General features: G+C 51.6%; 13 protein-coding genes and 1 pseudogene. 10 read left to right on the forward strand and 4 right to left on the reverse strand.

Going from position 1 to position 19,079, the window contains the following annotated elements; translation table 11 throughout:
* Positions 1–126: 126 nt before the first annotated feature.
* From IPJ88_09995 to IPJ88_10005, 3 genes are all read left to right on the forward strand, one after another.
* A complete protein-coding gene (locus IPJ88_09995; GenBank protein ID QQR88586.1) occupies positions 127–867 on the forward strand; it encodes a hypothetical protein in 741 nt (246 codons plus the stop codon).
* A gap of 163 nt (positions 868–1,030) precedes the next feature.
* Positions 1,031–1,606, forward strand: coding sequence for a glutathione S-transferase family protein (locus IPJ88_10000; protein QQR88587.1), 576 nt, complete (start codon positions 1,031–1,033; stop codon positions 1,604–1,606).
* 685 nt (positions 1,607–2,291) lie between these two features.
* Positions 2,292–4,898 carry a hypothetical protein gene (locus IPJ88_10005; GenBank protein QQR88588.1) on the forward strand — a complete coding sequence of 869 codons (2,607 nt, stop codon included), beginning with the start codon at positions 2,292–2,294 and terminating at the stop codon, positions 4,896–4,898.
* Positions 4,899–5,046: 148 nt separating this feature from the next.
* On the opposite strand, the gene meaB is transcribed toward IPJ88_10005, so the two are convergent.
* From meaB to IPJ88_10020, 3 genes are read right to left on the reverse strand one after another with little or no spacing between them, the layout of a single operon-like run.
* On the reverse strand, positions 5,047–6,033 hold the full coding sequence (gene meaB / locus IPJ88_10010) for a methylmalonyl Co-A mutase-associated GTPase MeaB (protein QQR88589.1): 987 nt from the start codon (positions 6,031–6,033) through the stop codon (positions 5,047–5,049).
* Positions 6,030–8,189, reverse strand: coding sequence for a methylmalonyl-CoA mutase (gene scpA / locus IPJ88_10015; GenBank protein ID QQR88590.1), 2,160 nt, complete (start codon positions 8,187–8,189; stop codon positions 6,030–6,032). The genes meaB and scpA overlap by 4 nt, the downstream gene beginning before the upstream one ends.
* Complete coding sequence (locus tag IPJ88_10020) at positions 8,186–10,258, reverse strand: hypothetical protein (protein ID QQR88591.1); 2,073 nt, start codon at positions 10,256–10,258, stop codon at positions 8,186–8,188. Before IPJ88_10020 ends, scpA begins: the two co-directional genes overlap by 4 nt.
* Positions 10,259–10,698: 440 nt before the next feature.
* Here IPJ88_10020 and mce point away from each other — a divergent pair, with 440 nt between their 5' ends.
* The 6 genes and pseudogenes from mce (at position 10,699) to IPJ88_10050 (ending at position 16,335) form a co-directional block, all read left to right on the forward strand.
* Positions 10,699–11,124, forward strand: coding sequence for a methylmalonyl-CoA epimerase (gene mce / locus IPJ88_10025; GenBank protein ID QQR88592.1), 426 nt, complete (start codon positions 10,699–10,701; stop codon positions 11,122–11,124).
* A gap of 55 nt (positions 11,125–11,179) precedes the next feature.
* On the forward strand, positions 11,180–12,661 hold the full coding sequence (locus IPJ88_10030; GenBank protein ID QQR88593.1) for a succinate CoA transferase: 1,482 nt from the start codon (positions 11,180–11,182) through the stop codon (positions 12,659–12,661).
* Positions 12,662–12,730: 69 nt separating this feature from the next.
* Positions 12,731–14,284, forward strand: coding sequence for an acyl-CoA carboxylase subunit beta (locus tag IPJ88_10035; GenBank protein ID QQR88594.1), 1,554 nt, complete (start codon positions 12,731–12,733; stop codon positions 14,282–14,284).
* The gene (locus IPJ88_10040; protein ID QQR88595.1) at positions 14,281–14,766 is read left to right on the forward strand and encodes an OadG family protein; all 486 of its coding nucleotides are present in this window, start codon (positions 14,281–14,283) and stop codon (positions 14,764–14,766) included. Before IPJ88_10035 ends, IPJ88_10040 begins: the two co-directional genes overlap by 4 nt.
* Before the next feature lie 9 nt (positions 14,767–14,775).
* Complete coding sequence (locus tag IPJ88_10045) at positions 14,776–15,198, forward strand: biotin/lipoyl-binding protein (protein ID QQR88596.1); 423 nt, start codon at positions 14,776–14,778, stop codon at positions 15,196–15,198.
* Positions 15,140–16,335: pseudogene (locus tag IPJ88_10050) on the forward strand (sodium ion-translocating decarboxylase subunit beta). The gene IPJ88_10045 and the pseudogene IPJ88_10050 overlap by 59 nt, the downstream one beginning before the upstream one ends.
* A 70-nt stretch (positions 16,336–16,405) precedes the next feature.
* Here the strand turns inward: IPJ88_10050 and IPJ88_10055 are convergent.
* Entirely contained in the window at positions 16,406–17,338 is a 933-nt protein-coding gene (locus IPJ88_10055) for a hypothetical protein (GenBank protein ID QQR88597.1), read from the reverse strand.
* A 384-nt stretch (positions 17,339–17,722) separates the two neighbouring features.
* Between IPJ88_10055 and IPJ88_10060 the strand changes: the two genes are divergently transcribed.
* The gene (locus tag IPJ88_10060; GenBank protein ID QQR88598.1) at positions 17,723–19,048 is read left to right on the forward strand and encodes an ATP-dependent 6-phosphofructokinase; all 1,326 of its coding nucleotides are present in this window, start codon (positions 17,723–17,725) and stop codon (positions 19,046–19,048) included.
* The last annotated feature ends 31 nt before the right edge of the window (positions 19,049–19,079 follow it).

Here is a 19,079-nt window from a genome sequence, read left to right on the forward strand (position 1 = left end):
AACACGCGTTGAAGCCGGTATCGGCACCTGCATCCTTTGGATTTGAAAAACTACATGTATTCCCGCGAAAATTGGAAGATTTTCCCGCGCGCTTAAAGTTTGTGCTAAGATTAGAGTGTATAACTTATGAAAAGGTGTTTTCGCATTCGAGTTCGGGCTGCCGTTGGGCACGGTTTGGTTCTGTCTGCTGCGTTGGTCCTAAGCAGTTGCCAGTCCTCGCACGGCAATGAAGTAAGCGTGAGTCGAAATGACTGCGTCGTATGCCACTTGCCGGACTACCAAGCGACAACCACTCCTGCGCACGACGGTTTGTTCCCAACCACCTGCGGCGATTGCCACACACAGAGCGAATGGATCCCGGCGAAGGCTTTCAATCACGAATGGTTTCCATTGGAAAATGCCCACGCTGAAGTGGCATGTGCCACCTGTCACGTTAACGGTTATGAGCCGGGAGCGACACCCAACACTTGCGTGGGCTGTCATCTCGACGATTACAATTCAAGTACCTTTCCGGGCCATCAAGATTTTCCTACAACTTGTGAAAATTGCCATACGACCGTGGCTTGGAAACCGGCCAACGGTGGCAATCATCCGGAAAACGCTTTCCCTATTGAGCGCGGTGCGCACTCGGGAATTGTCTGTTTGGACTGTCATAACAACTCGCTGCCCGCGCCCTTCAATACGCCGATCATGGGAGCCAATGCCGATTGTGTGGGCTGCCACACTGGTGAGCACGCGTTATCAAGCATGAACGGTAAACACAGTGACGTGAGTCAATACACCAACTACCGTGACAACCCTCCTACAGGTTATGCCCAACATAACTTCTGCCTTATCTGCCATCCGAACGGTGGTGGCGGCGACTAAGCTCACAGGGCTGTATTGCTCTAAAACAGCATGTACGGCTGCTGCTATACCACCATCGCAGCAGAGAAATCGATAGTGTTTCCGCTGTCCGGATCGCCTGGTATCGTGCCAAAACGAAGCGTTCGGTCTATCGACCGTTGTTTTTAGCCCGGATTGAATCCCTATGTCACTTGAGCTTTACGGAACACCACGGTCTCACTTTACACGTATCGTGCGTATCGTGTGCCATGAACTTGATGTGGACTACCGCTGGATTGACGTAGGCAACGTTGCCGAAGCCGAGCCGTTTGGTGCGAATCCCTTGATGCAAGTGCCTGTGCTGGTGGATGAGGATCTCAGGGTATTCGATTCACATCATATCTGTTGCTATCTGGTCCAGCGGCAAAAAGCAGATCCCTTGGGCATTAATGCCTTGAGCTGGACCGATTACAACATGCTCACGGTAATTCGCGGCGTCATGCATGCCGAAGTTCGACTGGTTTTGGCAGAGCGCTGCGGGATGGAACTCGTAGGCGGGATGTTTGATAAAACTCGCGCCACGTTGCGACATGGTTTGTCCTGGATCAATGATGGCATCGAAGAGCACGGCGAGTTTGACTACCTTCGAGCTTGCGCCATCGCAATGTGGGATCATCTGCTGCTATACAATAACGCCGAAAAAACAGACGCTCCTCGCCTGAGGCGAATTCTCGAGCAATTCAACGACCGACCCAGCATCACACAAACCCGGCCTTCTTAATCCTTTTTGAATAAACGCGAAGGCGGCTTTTGAGTTAAGGTATTGAAATTATGCAATAAACTTCCGAAACGCTTCTTTCTGCACTGTCTTTTCATTTGTGGTGTAAATAAATTATTTTGCCTGCACGGTATTTTCTGTCATGTTTAATTCTGCCCATGAATCAAGCACGCGGATACCTGCTGTTGATGTTCTTTTTTGCTGTATCAGCATGCGGGCGGCTGGGATACGACTCCGTCAACACACAGAGCTTGCTGCTTGATTCGGACCAAGACGGTGTTCCAGATAGCGAAGAGCTTTTTGGCGATAGCGATAGCGATGGCTTAGCGAACTTCCTCGATGATGACGATGATGGCGACAGTTTGCCAACAGCGTTTGAAGTCAGTGAAGAAGCAAAAGCAGGGGGTGATGTCGATGGGGATGGCACGGTGGCTTATCTCGATACCGATTCCGATGGCGATGGGATTTTAGATTCCGAAGAGCTGGGCGATGATTTGGACGGCGATGGTCTGCCCAACTTTCTAGATACCGACAGCGACGGGATGGCATCCCTGATAGTGACGATGCCGACACTTTTTGTGCCGATGGTCGAAAAGATTTTAGTGAAAGCGATGTGGATTGCGGTGGTGCAGGCTGCTCGGGCTGCGCCGATGAAAAAAGCTGCAGCGTCAATACGGATTGTCAATCGATGGAATGTGGTTCAACAGGCACCTGCATTGCTACGTCGTGTAGCGATGGGCAAAAGAGTGGGGATGAAACAGATGTGGATTGTGGTGGCTCGAGCTGTAGTGCGTGCGCGAATGGCCTAAGCTGTAATGCCGGCAATGATTGTGCATCCGGCGTGTGCACGGGCAACATCTGTCAAGCTCCGAGTTGTTCCGATGGCGCACAAAATCAAGATGAAACGGGGATCGATTGCGGCGGCGGCAGCTGCAGCATCTGTGCTGCGGGACAGGGCTGCTTGCTTCCAAGCGATTGCAGTTCTGGAGTATGCACGGGCAACGTCTGCCAAGCAGCCACGTGTTCCGATAGCGTCAATAACCAAGACGAAACAGATGTGGATTGCGGCGGCAGCGTGTGCGGAGTGTGTAGCGATGGCGCAGGCTGTCTTGCGGGGACGGATTGCAGCTCTGGGGTGTGCACGAACAACATCTGCCAAGTGGCGACTTGTTCCGATAGCGTCAACAACCAAGACGAGACGGATGTGGACTGCGGAGGCAGCACTTGCGGAGTGTGTAGCGATGGCGCAGGCTGTCTTGCAGGAACGGATTGTAGCTCTGGGGTGTGCACTGGAAACATATGTCAATCGCCCACCTGTTCCGATAGCACATGGAACCAAGATGAGACCGATGTCGATTGTGGCGGAAGTAGCTGTGGACCCTGCTCGGATGGCAGCAGCTGCTCGATTGCAGCCGATTGTCAATCAGGAGTATGCACCGGCAACGTCTGCCAAGTGCCAACTTGTACGGACACGATTCAAAACTTTGATGAAAGCGATGTGGACTGCGGCGGAAGCATGTGTGCAGGCTGCACGGCAGGCCAAAGCTGTCTTATTGCAGCCGATTGTCAATCGTTGGTGTGCACAGGCAATGTCTGCCAGGCGGCCACGTGTTCGGATACGGTTTGGAACCAAGACGAAAGCGATGTGGATTGCGGCGGCAGCAGCTGCTCGGTGTGCACGGCAGGACAGGGCTGCTCGGCTGGCAGCGATTGCGATTCAGGGGTATGCAGCGGCAACATTTGCCAAGCGCCCACCTGTAGCGACAGTGTGCGAAACTTTGATGAAACAGACATCGATTGTGGCGGCACGGTGTGCGGCACTTGCACCACAGGTCAAAGCTGCAGTGCTGGCAGCGATTGTGACTCTTCGGTGTGCACGGGCAACGTGTGTCAAGCAGCGACTTGTTCGGATGGTTTTTGGAACCAAGATGAAACCACGACCGATTGTGGCGGAAGCATTTGCTCGCCCTGTCCACCGGGAGGGAGCTGCTTGGTAGGGAGCGATTGCGACTCTGGTGTGTGCACAGGCAACCTCTGCCAAGCGCCAACTTGCTCCGATAGCGTGCAAAACCAAGATGAGACGGGTGTGGATTGCGGGGGCGCTAGCTGCGGTGCGTGCCCAACTGGCGCGGCTACCATTGCCGCTGGGCCTTATCATGTGTGTGCTTTGTCGGCGAGCGGTACAGTGCGCTGCTGGGGTAACGGGGCATACGGGAATCTCGGATATGGCAATACAACCACTATAGGTGACAACGAAACGCCTGCCTCCGCAGGAGACGTCAACGTGGGCGGCACTGTTGTTCAACTAATAGCGGGTCAATCACACACTTGTGCTTTGCTAAGTACTGGAAACGTTCGTTGTTGGGGCAGTGGGACCTACGGCCAACTCGGTTATGGCAACACCACGTCGATTGGCGACAATGAAACGCCAGCCTCCGCTGGGGACGTGAATGTCGGCGGAACGGTGGTCCAAATTGAAGCGGGCACTTATTTTACTTGCGCCCTCCTTGATACGGGCAACGTGCGATGTTGGGGCCGTGCTACCAACGGTTGCTTAGGCTACGGCAACACCAATAATATCGGAGACGATGAGACGCCGGCCTCTGCTGGTGATGTTAACGTTGGTGGAACTGTGGTTCAACTCTCTGCCGGTCCTAACCACGTCTGTGCCCTGCTCGATACGGGTAATGTCCGGTGTTGGGGCTCTGGGGCCTTCGGTATGAGCGGCTACCACGCTACGATGACCATTGGTGACAACGAAACTCCTGCGTCGATGGGTGATGTCAATGTGGGTGGTACGGTCGTTCAAGTGAGCGCTGGTGGTGTGCACACTTGCGCCCTGCTTGATACTGGCAATGTGCGTTGTTGGGGGTTGGCCACTGAGGGACAAATCGGGTACGGCAATACTACCAACATCGGTGACAACGAATATCCTTTTACGGCTGGCGACGTCAATGTGGGCGCCACGGTGAGTTCTATTGCCATGGGCGACAACCATACCTGTGTCTTACTCGATACCGGTGATGTACGTTGCTGGGGTTTCAATAGCAAAGGACAGCTCGGTTACGCAAATACGACCATCATCGGCGACAACGAAGTGCCTTCTGTGGCCGGTAACGTAACGGTGGGCGGCAGTGTGAATCAACTCGACTTAGGTGGGGATCAAAGCTGCGCTCTTCTCAGTACCGGAGCCGTACGTTGTTGGGGCACCGGAAGCATCGGTTATCCTGGCTACTCCGGATTTATTGGCGACAATGAAACGCCCGCTTCAGCAGGCGACATCACGGTGTATTAATACTAGGGGAATTTCCTGGCTGTTTCTTCTCGCAAAATTTTTTTTGGGGACATGCTATTGCTTAGGATTTCTGAATAACAGAATGATTGCATATGCTTGTACACCTAGCCGCGGGACCGTGCTTTGCAGTGATCAAAATTGTGACTACCTAATGATTTTTGAACACGTCAAGGAGTTGTTTGGCGGCGGCAGCGGGGGTGATTTGGCCGTTGCGTACTTGCTTTTCGATGGTGGGGATGGCTTTGCTGACGTCGGGGTGGTTTCGAAAGAGCTCCAATAGACTTTCATCGAGGAGTTTCCACATCCAGCGAATGGCTTGCTCTTTGCGTTTTTCCGACAGCTGGCCTCGTTCTTCAAGTTGTTTGCGATGTTTTAAAATCTGCTGCCAGATTTCATCGAGGCCTTCGCCTTTTAGGCCGCTGCAAAGCTGTACCGGAGGTAGCCACTCATTGTCGTGCGTTTGGGTAATACGCAGAGCCCCTTTGTAATGGCTTGCTGCGAGTTTGGCTTTGTTGAGGTTTTCTCCGTCGGCTTTGTTCACGGCAATCATGTCGACCATTTCGAGTAAGCCGCGTTTGATGCCTTGCAGTTCATCGCCAGCGCCTGGCAGCATGAGCGCCAAAAAGAAATCAACCATCTCCGAGACGATGGTTTCGGATTGTCCAACGCCAACGGTTTCAATCAGCACGACATCAAAGCCTGCGGCTTCACATAGAAGAAGTGTTTCTTGGGTGCGCCTGGCTACACCGCCTAAGGCGCCTGGTGTGGGAGAGGGCCGAATGAATGCATCGTCATGGTTTGCAAGCTTGCGCATGCCAGTTTTATCGCCCATGATGCTTCCGCCGGTCACCGCACTGCGCGGAGCGATCGCTAGCACAGCCACGCGATGATCTTTTTCCATTAGATGCATCCTAAAAGCCTCGATGAAGGTGCTCTTGCCGACGCCGGGCACGCCGGTAATACCAACGCGATAGCCTTTTCCGGTATGGGCTAGCAGTTTAGCGAGCAGTTCTTGTGCAAGGTTGCGATGGTTTGGGTTCGTGCTTTCAACTAAAGTGATGCTGCGGCCAAGAGCGTTGCGGTCGTTATTGAGCACGCCCTTAGCGAGCTTGACCACGTCATACACTTGCTTCATGAAAGGGAGATATCCAGTTTGTTGCACAGCTGCTTAAGCAAGTCCTGGGCAGCATCGCTGATCACTGTTCCAGGGCCAAACACCATGGCAGCACCCATGTCTTTAACAGTCTTAAAATCATCGGGTGGAATTACGCCGCCAACCACAACCATGATGTCTTCGCGCCCTAAATCTTTGAGCGCTTTTTTGAGAGCTGGAAGCAAGGTCAAGTGTCCGGCTGCAAGTGAGCTTACGCCTACGAGATGTACATCGTTTTCGACAGCCTGCTTTGCTGTTTCTTCCGGCGTGTTGAACAGAGGACCTACGTCCACATCAAAGCCCAAATCCGCAAAGGCCGAAGCGATGACTTTTTGTCCTCGGTCATGGCCATCTTGTCCCATCTTGGCCACCAAAATACGTGGGCGACGTCCCTCATGTTTGCTGAACGCTTCAATGAGTTTTTGGATGGTTTTCATGGCAGCAGAATCACTTCCAAAGGTTTTAGCATAAACGCCGGTGACTGTGTGAATCTCAGCATGGTATCGTCCAAACACTTTTTCAAGTGCATCGCTGATTTCTCCGACAGTGGCTTTAGCTCGAGCTGCTTTGACAGCCAAGTCCAAAAGATTTGCTTTGTTTGACGCTGCTTCGGTCAAAGCCTGCAAGGCTCTATCGCATTCTTTTTGATCGCGTTGATCGCGCAGGGCCTTAAGTCGAGCGAGCTGCTTGCTGCGAACGCTTGAGTTGTCCACTTTGAGGACCTCAAGAGGCGCTTCATTTTGCAGTGGATATTTGTTGATGCCCACAATGGTTTGCTGTTTGGAATCAATGCGCGCTTGGATTCGAGCAGCAGACTCTTCGATGCGCCTCTTAGGGATGCCTGCTTCGATGGCTTTGGCCATGCCGCCAAACGATTCCACTTCTTGAATGTGCTCCCAGGTTTTTTGCACGAGGTCGTGGGTGAGTTTTTCAACGTAGTAACTTCCTCCCCCGGGATCGACGACGGCACAAGTGTCGGTCTCTTGCTGCAAAAAGAGCTGGGTGTTTCGTGCAATGCGTGCGCTAAAATCAGTGGGCAAAGCGATGGCTTCATCAAGCGAGTTGGTGTGAAGCGATTGGGTATGTCCGTGTGTTGCAGCCATGGCTTCAAGGCAAGTGCGGATGACGTTGTTGTACACATCTTGTGCAGTGAGCGACCAACCCGAGGTTTGGCTGTGCGTGCGCAAACACATCGATTTGCTGTTTTTTGGATTGAACTGTTTGACGAGTTTAGCCCACAGCAATCGTCCTGCGCGCATCTTGGCGACTTCCATGAAGTAGTTCATGCCGATGGCCCAGAAAAAAGACATTCTGGGTGCAAAGGCATCGACCCCAAGGCCTGCGGCAAGCCCTGCGCGGATGTATTCCACGCCATCGCAGAGCGTGTAAGCCAGCTCCAAATCAGCTGTCGCGCCGGCTTCCTGCATGTGGTAGCCGGAGATGCTTATGCTGTTGAAGCGGGGCATGTTTTGCGCGGTGAACTGAAAGATGTCGGAGATAATGCGCATCGATGGGGTGGGTGGATAAATATAGGTGTTGCGCACCATAAACTCTTTGAGGATGTCGTTTTGGATGGTGCCGGAAAGCTTTTCCATCGAGACGCCTTGTTCTTCAGCGGCAACGATGTACATCGCTAAAATCGGTAGTACCGCCCCGTTCATCGTCATCGAGACGCTCATTTCATCCAGCGGAATTCCGTCGAAAAGCACGTGCATATCGAGGATCGAATCAATGGCTACGCCCGCCATCCCGACGTCGGCGCTCACACGTGGATGGTCGGAGTCGTAGCCGCGGTGGGTTGCGAGATCAAAAGCAATGGAAAGGCCCTTTTGTCCGGCTTTAAGATTGCGGCGGTAAAAAGCATTGCTTTCTTCGGCCGTGGAAAAGCCGGCGTATTGCCTTACGGTCCAGGGACGTGAGACATACATCGTGGAATAGGGACCTCGCAAAAAGGGTGCGATACCGGGCATGGTTTGTAGATGGTTGACTTCATCACGGTCCGCTTTGGTGTACAGTGACTTGATATCAATGCCTTCGGGGCTTTTCCACACTGAAGCGTTCTGCGCTACGTGCGACGGTCTTGCTTGTGTGGAAGTGCTGGGATAGTTGATTGATTTGAAATTGGGAATCGTATTCATGCTTCAACTCCTAATACTGAGTGCAATTCACTTAGTGTTGTTAGCGTGCTGCAACCAAGAAAAATAAAGTTATCAATACCGGCTTGTTTGAATTGTTGCTCATGTTCACCAGGATAGCCTGCGAGAAGAACGTGTTTTGCGCCGGCTTCTTTGAGCGCTTTGCACACGGGCTGAGCGTACTCTTGATAGAGCTCATCCGAAGAGCAGATAATCACGACGTCGGTAGGCGTTTTTTTGTAGGTCCGCATGAGCTCGTCGACGCTTTGGAAACTTTGATCGGAAAGCGCTTGAATGCCGCCAGCTTCGAGGAAGTTTTGGCTGAACATGGTGCGTGGGATGTGTTTGGCCAAAGGGCCCATGTTGGCTAACAGAACCCTCGGCCTAGTGCCGTGCTTTTTGAGATAGCGATCGCTTGCATCACGTAGATGCTCAAAGTCTTCCGCAAAACGAATGGCTTTCAAATCCGCCACCGTTGCTACCGAACCATCCTTCTTTAACGCTTGCTCTTTTAGTTCGCGTGCAAGGGTGGCGGCAGGTAGGCCTTCTTCAAGGGCGGTGAGGCTGGCTTCAAAGGCGGAGGAGCAATCCGCCAGAGCTGCCTGAAACGAGGTTTTTGCATTTTTTGTTGCTTCAGGAACAGAGTTTTTGTGTGTTGTTGAGTTTGTTGAAGGGAGAGGTTGTTCGTTGAGGTTAGGAAACTCACTTACGCCAGTGATTGGAAACTTTCGTGTGGCAATGAGTGCGCTTCGTTTCTCGCGCGCCGCTTTAATTCGGTCGTGAATCCAACCGCTTTGCAGCGCCTTAGCAAAACCGCCTTGGGCTTCGATGCTTTGGAACATGGACCATGCAGCTTGAGCTAGTTGTTCGGTGCGACTTTCAACAAACCAACTTCCTCCGGCCGGATCTTGAACTGTTTTCAGATGCCCTTCCTGCTGAAGGATAAGTGCGGTGTTGCGTGCTAGTCGTCTTGCACTTTCATCGGACGGACGTAAAGCACTGTCGTAGGGTGATACGCTGACGCTGTCGACATCGCTCATCATCGCGACGGCAGTCGAGACGGTTGTTCGCAGCAAGTTGACCCACGGATCGCGTTGGCAAAGCATGCGCTCGGAGCTGTGAACATGCATGCGCAAGTTCACAAGATCTTGCTCAGCACCGCATTCCTTGAGGGCCAGCGCAAGCAATTTGCGAGATGCTCGGATTTTGGCGAGTTCAGAGAACATTTCGGTGCCAACACTTTGTTCGACCACCATCTGTTTTATCACTTGGGATACCGACAGCCCGTCGCGAGCATAGGCCCGCAGATAGTCAACAAAACTTGCGAGAAGAAAGGCAAGCTCTTGGACCTGACTTGCCCCAGCGTTGTGCAATGCAGAAGAGGAGACGCGCAGGCTTCGCGAGCGTGGCAATTGCTTGACAGTGTAACGAGCAAGGTCCTGTGCACGGTCAAGTGCGCTTTGGAGGGAGATGGGCAATTCCCCGTCGCGCACAAGGGCCTCAAAGGGATCGGCATTAAACTGAGCATTGAGTTTGTCGGCAGAGACACCCGCTTTGCGGCTTGCAACCACAAGCAGCGCGGCCATTTCAAAGAAATCAGCCCCGGCATCAAGTTGCAGCTCGGTCTGCTGGACGAGAGCACTTTTTGAGAGCTCAAGCATATCGGTTATCGAATTGACTGCGATGCCGTCTTTTGCGTCGGTAGTGTGTAGCGAGCTGGTGCGCATACGCACGGCGCTGAGTCCTTGCTTGATCTCACTGTCGATGCTCTGTCCAATCTTTTCCTTGCTTCCGAATCGGCAGATGCCGGTTATCTTTATAGATGGCTCTGCATTGTTTTGAAGAGCCAAGCCCCTTTCAAAAGGATGTTGTCCTGGCAGCTGGCTTGTATCGCCGAAAGAGGCTTCGTCGATAGCGGAGTAAAGTGGTCCGATTTTCTGATCATCCAAAGTGCTTTTGACCAGCTTGCGTTCAAAGGGTGCGCCTTTGAGATCTTTATCAACGAGAGTTTTCCATTGCTCGTATGAAACCGCGTTAAAATCGTAATCAAAAGGCGTGCTGCTTTTTTCCATTTGACCTTAGCCTCCTCGGTGGCAAAGTGCTTTTACCACTACAAAAACCGTCTTTCCTTTAGGTAGAGCCAAAAACCATGGGGCGTGGTGAGCGGGGATGGTGTGATGCATCCGGCGGACAGCGTCCCTCTTTTTGTGGCTAAACTCTTCGAGAGATATCAAAGCTTATCGCCTTGAGGACTGTTGCCGGGAAGTTAACACCTCCAGCTCAAAGACGCACGAAAAATCGATCCGAATCTCCGCTCTGGAAGTCGTTTTAAAAGAATAAAAAAAGCGTGCGCTTTATAGTTGCCTTTTGTAGAGTTCATCTCATACATAGCGACCTTGGGTTGAGGCACACGACGAGCGGCTCCCGCTCGAAGGCCAGCTAAAGCATGCGTGCAGAGTAAGAGTTGAGGCATGCATGACGCTAACAAGCAAGAAGCACAGGAGAGAGAGCTATGATCCAGGCAAAAGGAATCAATCACATTGGCATTGCTGTGCGTTCGATTGAAGATAAGCGAGCGTTTTATGAAGAGATTTTAGGTGGACGTTTTGACGGTGTTGAGGAAGTGCCCGATCAAAAAGTTCGAGTTGGCTTCTTTTTGTTTGGCGCGCCGGGGCATGAAGTTCGTATTGAATTGCTTGAGCCGACCTCCGATGATTCACCCGTTGCAAAATTTCTTGAAAAACGTGGCGAAGGGATGCATCATATCGCTTATTCAGTTGACGGTATTGATTCGCGTTTGAAAGCACTAGGGGAGAGCGACGTCAGACTGATTGACAGTACAGCTCGCGCTGGAGCACACCACACAAAGATTGCATTTCTTCATCCTAAAAGTTCCGGTGGCGTCCTTACGGAGATTTGCGAACCAGCAAAAGCATAGAGCACTCGGCAGCACAGAAAGCCGAGTTACAAAACATCACTTATAGGGTTAGTTCATGAACAGAGATCGATTTACACGTTTATCCGCCCAAGATGCGGCGGCAGTGGTTAAAGACGGAAATACCGTAGGCTTTTCTGGTTTTACGGCGGCGGGATCGCCCAAAGCGGTACCTCGAGCGATTGCAGATTTTGCTAAAGCCGAACATGCGGCCAACAAGAATTTCAAGATTCGAGTGATCGCTGGTGCATCGACGGGAGCAAGCCTTGATGAAGCATTGGCTCAAGCGGAGGCTATATCCTGGCGCACCCCGTTTCAAGCATCGCCAACACTGCGAAAGCAAATCAACAATCAACAAGTCGAATTCATCGACATGCATTTATCCCATGTGCCCCAAAGCATTGAATTTGGTTTCATTGGAAAAATCGATGTGGCGGTCATTGAAGCAACTGATATTACCGCTGATGGCCGTGTGTATTTAAGTGCATCGGGTGGCATTTCGCCAAGTTTGCTTCGTCACGCTGATAAAATCATTATTGAGCTAAATGAATATCACAGCAAACGGCTTTGCGAGATGCACGACGTCGCTATCTTGCCTACGCCCCCACATCGAGAAGCAATTCATATCTTTCATCCGATGGAACGAATCGGAACGCCATTTGCTTGGGTCGATCCCAAGAAAATCGTCGGCATTGTTGAGACCAATGAAGCCGACGGCATTTCTGAGTTCAGTGAATCCAACGAAGCTTGCCTAAAGATCGCTCAGCACGTTGTACGGTTCTTGGTCGATGAGACCAAAGCGGGGCGAGTCCCAGAAAGTCTATTGCCGTTGCAAGGTGGGGTTGGAAACATTTCGAATGCGGTTTTCGGAGGCATTGGCCAGTGCGATGACATTCAACCTTTCCATATGTACACTGAGGTTTTTCAAGACACGCTCCTCGATTTGATGGAATCAGGGCGCATGCTAGGTGCATCAACTTGCAGTCTTACGCTCAGTGACGACAAATTGCGCAAGATGTACGACAACATGGATTATTTTGCGCCGCGGCTTGTGATCCGACCGCAAGAGCTTTCCAATAACCCTGGTGTTATTCGCAGACTAGGCGTGATTTCCATCAATGCGGTTCTTGAAGTAGACATGTACGGCTGCGCTAATTCGACGCACGTATGTGGCACGCACATGATGAATGGCGTTGGTGGCTCAGGCGATTTCGTGCGCAATGCCTATCTCTCAATATTAGTGACGCCTAGCGTAGCCAAAGGCGGAAAAATTTCTGCTATCGTTCCGATGGTTAGCCATGTTGACCACAACGAGCATTCCTTGCAAATCGTAGTCACTGAGCAAGGCCTCGCGGACTTGCGCGGCTTAGGACCCATCGAGCGAGCGAAGTGTATTATCAACAACTGTGCTCATCCGGACTACCGCGATTATCTTTTTAGGTATATGGAGAATTCCCGCATGGGACATTTGCGGCACGATTTAGGCAAAGTGTTTGAACTTCACGAAAACCTTCTTCGCAACGGCCAAATGCTCCCCTAGAAAATTTTTCGTCGAGAACCTTCTTGACATTTTTCTGCCCGAACAGGGCACGCATACGAAAGAAAAGCCATGCCATTAAATCAACAAGATGCGGCCATCAAACTGCGCGAGCTGCGGGAAACCGCTCGCCTAGGTGGAGGGCAGCAGCGCATTGATGCGCAACACAAACGCGGTCGTTACACGGCCAGAGAACGAATCGACATGCTTCTTGACGAAGGAAGCTTTGAAGAAATGGATATGTTCGTCAAGCATCGTTGCCGAGACTTTGGCCTAGATAAGCAGGAGTACTACGGCGATGGCGTGATTTGTGGTTACGGGACCATTAACTCACGACAAGTCTTTATCTTTTCACAAGACTTTACCGTGCTCGGTGGTTCGCTTTCGGAGGCCTACGCAAAAAAGATTTGCAAGGTGATGGATGCGGCCATGAAAGTGGGAGCTCCGATTATTGGCTTGAACGATTCTGGAGGTGCTCGCATTCAAGAAGGCGTGCTTTCTTTGGCCGGTTACGCCGATATATTCTTGCGCAACACGCGGGCTTCCGGTGTCGTGCCGCAAATCTCGGCGATTCTTGGTCCCTGCGCAGGCGGTGCGGTGTATTCACCAGCGCTTACTGACTTTACGGTAATGAACAAAGGCTCGTACATGTTCATTACTGGACCCAAAGTAGTAAAAACCGTCACGCATGAAGATGTAACGCCAGAGGATCTCGGTGGCGCAGTTGTGCATGCCGCGAAGAGCGGCGTCAGCCATTTTTTGACGGAAACAGAAGAAGAAAGCCTGGAGCTGATTCGTGTGCTTCTAAGTTATTTGCCGCAAAACAATCTGGGCGAACCTCCTGTTCTCAATTGCACCGATCCGATTAGTCGTACTGAAGATGCGCTCAACGCTATCATCCCGGATAATCCCAATCGTGCTTACGACATGAAGGAGCTGGTGAGACTCGTTGTGGATGACAAAAACATGCTTGAAGTTCAAGCACGCTACGCGCCAAACATTATTACAGCTTTCGCGCGGCTCAATGGCCGTTCGGTGGGTGTTGTTGCAAACCAGCCAAAATATCTAGCTGGCGTATTGGACAACAATGCATCACGCAAGGCCGCACGTTTTGTGCGCTTGTGTGACTGCTTCAACATTCCTCTCATCACCTTTGTGGATGTTCCTGGTTTTTTGCCGGGCACCTCGCAAGAGCACAACGGCATCATTCTTCACGGGGCCAAACTGCTCTACGCCTACGCTGAGGCTACGGTGCCCAAGCTTACCGTCATTACCAAAAAAGCCTATGGCGGCGCTTACGATGTGATGGCTTCCAAGCATCTTAAAGCAGACATCAACTATGCATGGCCCACTGCTGAAATCGCTGTGATGGGTGCAGCAGGTGCTGTTGAGATTTTGCACGCGAAGGAACTAAAAGATGCTGCCGATCCTGCGGCTCGGGGTGCTGAACTTGTGCATGAGTACGAGGAGCGCTTTTTGAATCCTTATCAGGCTGCTGCACACGGCTACATCGATGACATTATCCAGCCCGATCGAACGCGGTTTCGTCTGATTCGTGCGCTTGAAATGCTCAATACCAAGCGCGAGACCTTGCCTCCCAAAAAGCATGGAAACGTGCCGCTATGAAAAGCCTCGTTAACCTAAAGCAAAACATTTTGTTTTTGCTTGGCTCTTGCCTTGCATCGCTTGTTGCGAACCAGGTTTTGGCGCAGCAAGAGGCTGCAGCAGCGGATGCCTCGCTTGGTTTTGGCATGACCATCGTTGTGGTCGGGCTAAGCATGGTGTTTGGGGGTCTGTTCTTTATTTTTCTTTTGATGGTTGTCTTGCAGAAAGTGATTGATGGACAAGCAACCAAAAACAAGCAGTCTTCAAAAGACAACAAGAAAGAAGAAGTCCTCGAGCTTCCCGACGATACGGAACATGCGATTGCGCTTGCGCTGTACATGGATCCACGCATTTTCGATGAGGAGCTAACATCGAAACTGTCGATCAAGAAGGTGACCAAACCTTACTCGCCTTGGTGGCATTCGGGAAAAACTATCAGCATTTACAATAATCAACATATCTTTGAGCGGCCTGTCGCTGACAGGCAAGCTGGGAAAAAGTGAGGTGCCATCGTGTCGCAGTTCGTCTTCCGAATTAACGGTAAACCCTATGAAGTAACCATTGATGGCTTTGAGCGCGGCCTTGCTAACGTGACGGTCAATGGCGAAACTTACGATGTCGAAATCAGCAAACAAAAAGCATCGTCCGTCAAAATCGAGCGCCCCAACGTGGTGCCGGGAACAGGGCCGCAACCCGCACGTGTTGCTCCTCAAGGAGGGGTAGGCAGCGTCAAAGCGCCGATTCCCGGTCAAATCTTGGCCATTCATGTCAAAGCTGGCGATACGGTGACTTCGGGCCAGGCTTTGTGTGTGCTTGAAGCCATGAAAATGGAAAATGAGATTCAAGCCACTCGCGGTGGCGTTATCGATCAAGTCCATGTGCAACAAGGGCAGTCGGTCGGCGAAGGCGACCCGCTCTTCACTATCAAGGAATAAAACAGTGTCTAACATCTGGTATGATCTGTTCCAAGGAACAGGCTTTAGTAACTTTCATTACACTCACGGCATTATGATCGTTGTGGGGCTGTTTTTTGTCTTTTTAGCAATTGCCAAAGATTGCGAACCGCTTTTACTCTTGCCCATTGGCTTTGGCATTATCGTTGGAAATATCCCCGTTCCTGAGGCACTCGGTATTTCTTTTCGTGCGGACAACAGTGTGTTCAGTATCTTCTACGACGGCATCAGGCGGGGTTGGTTTCCGCCGTTGATCTTTTTGGGCATCGGCGCCATGACCGATTTTTCGGCGCTCTTATCAAACCCCAAATTGCTCTTTTTAGGGGCCGCTGCGCAGGCGGGCATTTTCTTAACCTTGGTGGGCGCGCTCGCGATGGGCTTTACGCCGCAAGAAGCTGGCGCGATTGGTATCATTGGTGGTGCAGACGGTCCGACCTCGATTTTCCTCGCCTCCAAACTTGCGCCGCATTTGTTGGGAGCCATCGCGATAGCTGGCTATTCCTACATCGCGCTTGTGCCAGTGCTTCAGCCGCCGGTTATGAAGCTTTTGACCACCAAAAAAGAGCGATTGATTCGCATGAAAACGCCTCGCAAGGTTTCGAAAAAGAAAAGATCATTTTCCCAATTCTTGCATGTGTGGCAAGTGGCATGGTGGCGCCTGGCGCTATCGTCTTGCTCGGCATGTTGTTTTTGGGAAACTTGCTCAAAGAATCGCTTGTGACTGAACGTCTTGCGAACACGGCGCGAAATGCTCTGATAGACGTGGTCACTGTTCTTTTGTCTTTTTGCATTGTTATCAGTACCGAAGCAAAAGGTTTTTTTACCGCTGATTCCCTCATTTTCTTTGGTCTTGGTGCGGCTTCGTTCTTGGTGGCAACAGCAAGTGGTATTATGGTGGCGAAGTTTATGAATTTGTTCTTGCGCGGCGATGCTCGGCTCAATCCGCTCATCGGTGCTGCGGGTGTATCGGCGGTGCCAGACTCTGCACGTGTGGTGCACGTGGTGGGTCAGGAATCCGACAACACGAATTATCTGTTGTCCCATGCCATGGGCCCGAACGTTGCCGGCGTGATTGGCTCGGCCATTGCTGCCGGTGTTTTGCTCTCGCTACTTCGTTAAACGAGCATAGTGTTGGCATGACAAAACTGGCATGTTTTATGGATGAAAGTTGCCACCTTTTTCATCTTTTTCAAAAATTCATGCCATTCTTGCGGCGCACGAGCCAGGACAAAACCAGTAGCCACAGCACGATGGCCGGCAACTGAAAGACAAAAACTTGGCCTGTGGTGGTGCTGCAGGAACAACCGCTCTTTGGCGTTGAAGTGCTCGGGGTCGTGGCGGCATCTGAATCGGCCTCAGCGTCCTGTAAAACATCTGCATCGCTTGGGCTTCCTGCATCGACGATAGGATCCGGTGTCTCCGTTCCGCAATTAATCGTGGCGCTCGACCATACCCAATGATCGCTTGAGGTTGCGGTTCCGCTCACATCATACGAAGTCCCGTTCCATATATCATCGTTGCCAAAAGCAATCATTTTTATATCGGTGTTGCAGGCAGCGATGCCCAAAAAACGTCCATGGCTGTCTTGGTTGACGGTGGTCCAGTTTATTTGAGCAATGAGTTCGTCATTCGAGTTCCACACGCTAAGATACTTCGTCGTAGTAGGCACTCCGGTATAAAGTCCGGCGACAAGGCCAAAGCGATGCACGGGTGGATCGAACACGGCTACGCCACAATTGACGGCAACCATGCCTTGAGCGATGCCGTCATTGTCCAAGATGTACGACCCTGCTGGATCAACGCGCAGGCATTCGGTATAAGATGCGCCAATATCGGGCGTAACGCTCGTTGTATTAAAATGCAAAGTCATGCCGCTGCTTTGGTATTGATCTTCTGCGATGACTGAATAGTCGACGTTGCTTTCACCGAACTCGGCAACCATTGGTCCGGTTCCCATCTCGCCAAGTGAATTCAAAAGGACAAGCTCATGAAAGCTAAAGGGATCGGTAATAAACTCAACCGTATCGGCGTATGCCAGTTGCGGGAGCGTTACCACGGACAAAACGCTGGCTGCGGCGATGGTGATAAGGATATCGCGAAAGTTACAGAGATGTGTTTTCATGATGCTGTTTCCGGAGGACTACCTTGATATTGACACGCGTGGGACAATACACCAATAAAACGTAGATTCTCCGTGGACATCTTTTCGTGCCCATAGGAGTAGGCCACTGGAGTCCAGCGTTATCACGTGGCTATAGCCAGCGCTCCTACATTCTGAAACTTAGATAGAACCGTCCGCGCAGCTTGAAAGCCGTGAGGGGCACGCGGATGGTATCGACGAGCATCGTATCGTTATAACGTGCGAATTAAATAAGCATCGCCTATCTCGCTTAGGTCGACAACAATGGGCCGGATGGCTGCATGTGGGCGACTTTCGGTTTTGCGCACACTTTGCCTACAAAAAGGGCTACGCTCTTGGCCTTTTTGCTAGTATGCTACCGGCACCATGAATGATGGATTCCATATCGAAACCCTTGGTGAGACACGTATCAAATCCCCCATCAAACTGGGGACCCAGCCCGGGGATCTCCTTGCTGATTTTACAGCCGAAGATGCAAGGGTTGTCACCGACACTAATATTAAAGCGATTCAGCGCCATATGGCTGCGGGAACCGAACCTCCTTCGCTGGAATTGGCCGGACCGCGAGAGCACATTTATTTTGAACCATCCAAGCTTCGCGTCGGCATCGTCACCTGTGGAGGTCTTTGCCCCGGCATCAATGATGTGATCCGTGCGCTTGTCATGACCCTTCACCATGGCTATGGCGTCGCATCGATTCACGGCTTCAAATATGGATACGCGGGACTCAATCCGGAATACGAATATCCTGTGGTCGATCTCAGCCCTGCCTCAGTGCGCGATGTCCACGGTACTGGCGGTACCATCTTGGGTACCTCGCGTGGAGGACAGCCCATTGAAGTCATGATTGATACCTTGGAGCAGCTTGATATACGTCTGCTATTTACCATTGGGGGTGACGGCACATTTCGCGCAGCGCATGCTATTCACGAGCAGCTTAAAGCGCGCGGCGTCAAAACCGGGGTGGTCGCGATTCCTAAAACCATCGACAACGACATTCCCATGGTTGAACGTACCTTTGGGTTTGACACAGCGGTTGCATTGGCTTCAAGTGCGATTCAATCCGCCCACTCCGAAGCCATATCGGCTGCAAGCGGTATTGGTCTGGTCAAACTCATGGGAAGGCATGCCGGTTTCATTGCGGCGAATGCAGCGCTCGCCAATCGCAATGTTAACCTGGTGCTTGTCCCGGAAGTCCCTTTTGATCTTGAGGGTGACTCCGGTCTTTATCGTTATTTAGAGAAGCGTTTTTCCAAAGCGAAATCCACGGTCATCGTGGTGGCTGAGGGCGCAGGGCAGCACCATCTTCCTTCGGAAAAAAGCACGGATGCTTCAGGGAACAAAAAACTTGGCGACATTGGAACTTTCTTGAAGCAGCAAATCGAGAAAACCTTTGCGTATCGAAAGAACTTGACGCTCAAATACATTGATCCGAGCTACATGATTCGCTCAGCGCCCCCGACACCTCACGATTCAATTTTCTGTGGCTACGTGGCTCAAGCCGCTGCGCATGCAGGGATGGCAGGAAAAACCGGTATGGCCGTAGGCCGCGCCCACGGTGCCTTTACCCACATTCCTCTGCAAACGTTGGTGCATAAGCAAAAGCGAGTGGATCCAGAAGGTCAGCTCTGGCTTTCGGTCTTGGAGTCCACCGGCCAGCCTTTCACGCTTACATCCTCGAACCGAGGTTAAGCGCAGAGTGCTGCAACGCCATCGTAGCCCG

The sequence above is a fragment of the Myxococcales bacterium genome, from assembly GCA_016699535.1.
GTDB lineage: Bacteria > Myxococcota_A > Polyangia > Polyangiales.